This window comes from Arthrobacter sp. CAL618 (genome assembly GCF_000468215.1).
Taxonomy (GTDB): Bacteria; Actinomycetota; Actinomycetes; order Actinomycetales; family Micrococcaceae; genus Arthrobacter_D.
The window spans coordinates 6,978-9,472 of sequence record NZ_ASZW01000233.1; the positions used below are offsets into that span (position 1 = coordinate 6,978).

Genomic DNA, 2,495 nt, shown 5'->3' on the forward strand with positions numbered 1-2,495 from the left:
GGTGCCGACCGGCAGGAGCCCGATATCATCGACCACGATCAAATCCGCGCGCAGGATCCGGGCGACCACTTTGGTGACGCTGTCATCGGAGCGGTGAGCGCGCATGAGCGCGCCAAGGTCCTCAAGGCGGAACCATGCGACCCGCATGCCGGCTTCGACGACCTGCTGGCCGAGGGCTTCAAGGAAGAACGTCTTGCCCGTGCCCGAAGGCCCGCAGACCACGACGTTTTCCTTCCGCCCGATCCATTCCAGGGTCCGCAGGGCTTGTTGGGTCGGTGCCGGGATCGAGGAGGCGGTGGGGTCCCAGGTGTCGAAGGTTTTCCCGGTCGGGAAGCCCGCGGCTTTGCGTCTGGTGGCGAGCATGGACCGGGCTCGGCCGGCGGTTTCTTCGACGAAGAGGGCCTTGATGACCTCGGCCGGTTCCCAGCGCTGGGCGCGGGCGGTCTTGATCAGTTCCGGTGCCAGCGCCCGCGCATGGGGCATTTTCAGTTGCCGCATCAGCGCCTCCAGCTCTGCCGGAAGCACGGGTGTCTGGGTTGGGATCGGGCTCACGCGCTTTCCTCCAATGCGTCGGTTGCATTCTCGGCAACGGGTGGACGCCCGATCGCCGCCCACCCGGCGGTGCCCTGGGTCAGGGACCGGGTCTCGGCGGCGGCATGGGTGGTGGTGCGGGTGCCTGCGGCGTTCAGGATCGAGGCGAGGTCTTTGTTCGCGAAGCGGCCATGGATGGCCGCGGTCCCCAGGGCCTGATCGACTTCGGACTGGCCGGCGATCTTGGCCAGGGCGACGGCTTCGGCCATCTTCACGTTCATCCTCGCGGTGCCCGCCGCGGCGGCCTCGAGCAGCCAGGCGCGGGCACCGTCTCCGATGCCAAGGAACTCCGTCTCCGCGGCGTTGCGGGCTTTGAGCGTGTATTCGCCCGGGATCCTGGGCTGGTGGCCGGGGAAGTGGGCGTCGTTGATCGCCGGGCTGCCCGGGCGGGCGCGCCGGTGTCGGGCGACTTCCACCGGGCCACCGTTGCCGTGGTGGACGATGATGACCTGCTCGTCGCCTCCGGCGCCGTGGGCACGGACGAACACCCGTCCGCCGAGCAGATACGCCGGAACGGAGTACTGCCCGTTTTCGAAAGTAACCATCGGCGTGTTCCCCGGTACGGCCCGGGAGGGCCCGAACGCTACCGTGTGCGCGGTGTCCGGGATCCGGTGCAACCGCGGCGCCTCCTCCGCCAACATCGCGACGGGTTTGCGGCGGGTTGCTCGGTGCTCACGATGGTTGACCTCGTTCATGAACGCCTGGCACGCCGCTTCGATTTCGGCGAAGGAGCCGTATTCGCTGCGCAGGTTCGTGGATTTGGGCACGATATCCGCCTTAGCGAGTTTCACCGAAGCCTCCACGCCGCCCTTGGACGCCGGGTCTGCTGGCTGGCAGGTCAACACGGTCACCCCGTAATGGCGGGCGAAATCCACCGTTTGCTGGTTGCGGACCGGGACCCCGGCAACATGGGACACCGTCACCGTCTTCTCGTTGTCCGTCAGGACATAGGTCGGGGCACCGCCGATGACACGGAACGTGCGGTCCAGAGCGGCGAACACGCTCGGCGCCGTCCGGTCCCGCAAAGCGATGACAATCCGGAACCTCGACCAGGCCAGCCATGCCACGAACAACACGGTCTTCTTCCCACCGATCATCGGCCCGTCGCCGAAATCGTATTGAATCCATTGACCAGGCTCGGTCACCCACGGACGGTGCACCCGGACATGGCCCAGCCGCCAGGCCGCGCGGACCTGAGCGACAGCCCGGCGGGTCGAGCGTTCCGAACCCTCATAGCCCAGGGCCCGGAGTTTGTCGTGGGCCTTATCCGCGCGGATCCGCCCCTTCGAGGCCTCGATCCATTCCTCGATCTTGGGCAGGAACGCGTCAGTGACCCGGCCCCGGTAGACCGGTTCGGCGATAGGCTTGCCCGCGTCTCGGGCCTGAACATGCCTGTCAACGGTGTGATGCGAACACCCCGTGAGTTCCGCAGCGGCGCGCAACGATCCGGTCAGATCATACGCAGCGAGTATTTCCATGATTTCTCCGTCAAACTTCATTAGGGCCTCTTCCCGGGCGACTTTGGTGCGACTAGACACCGTCATCAAACCCCGGGAAGAGGCTCCCGCCGCTTAAGCAGCAGGGTTCAAAAAGGAAGTGGGCAGATCTCATGGCCACCAACGGGCAGTTTTACTGGCCGCCAGTGGGCAGTTCCGTGGCCGCCTATGGGCAGTTTTTCATGGCCGCTAACACAGGGGAGACGCCCGATGCACATGTCTGGCTATACCCGGACATTGCAGAAGCGATGGAGCGGCATCGAACGGCCGGCAAGAGCAATTATCGAACCATCGCGGACACAACTACGCACCATCGCAAAAGCGCTCGCGCGGTATTCAGAGAATAGTTGACGGGCGCCCCTCTTCGTGATGCACGGCACACTGACTCATGACCCCCTTTTCCGGCTC

General features: G+C 65.6%; 2 protein-coding genes. Both read right to left on the minus strand.

Annotated features, from left to right (window positions below; translation table 11 throughout):
* A partial coding sequence (locus K728_RS19535; RefSeq protein ID WP_272944194.1) for an ATP-binding protein occupies positions 1-552 on the minus strand: 552 nt, incomplete at its 3' end.
* Positions 549-2,090: an IS21 family transposase gene (istA, locus tag K728_RS0113910; protein ID WP_024477077.1), complete on the minus strand. Its 1,542-nt coding sequence runs from the start codon at positions 2,088-2,090 to the stop codon at positions 549-551. The genes K728_RS19535 and istA, both read right to left, overlap by 4 nt.
* Positions 2,091-2,495 lie beyond the last annotated feature (405 nt).

What these genes read in the sequence shown, in the direction of transcription:
- istA (WP_024477077.1), bottom strand. Translation starts at nt 2,090, where the DNA reads ATGAAGTTTGACGGAGAAATCATGGAAATACTCGCTGCGTATGATCTG.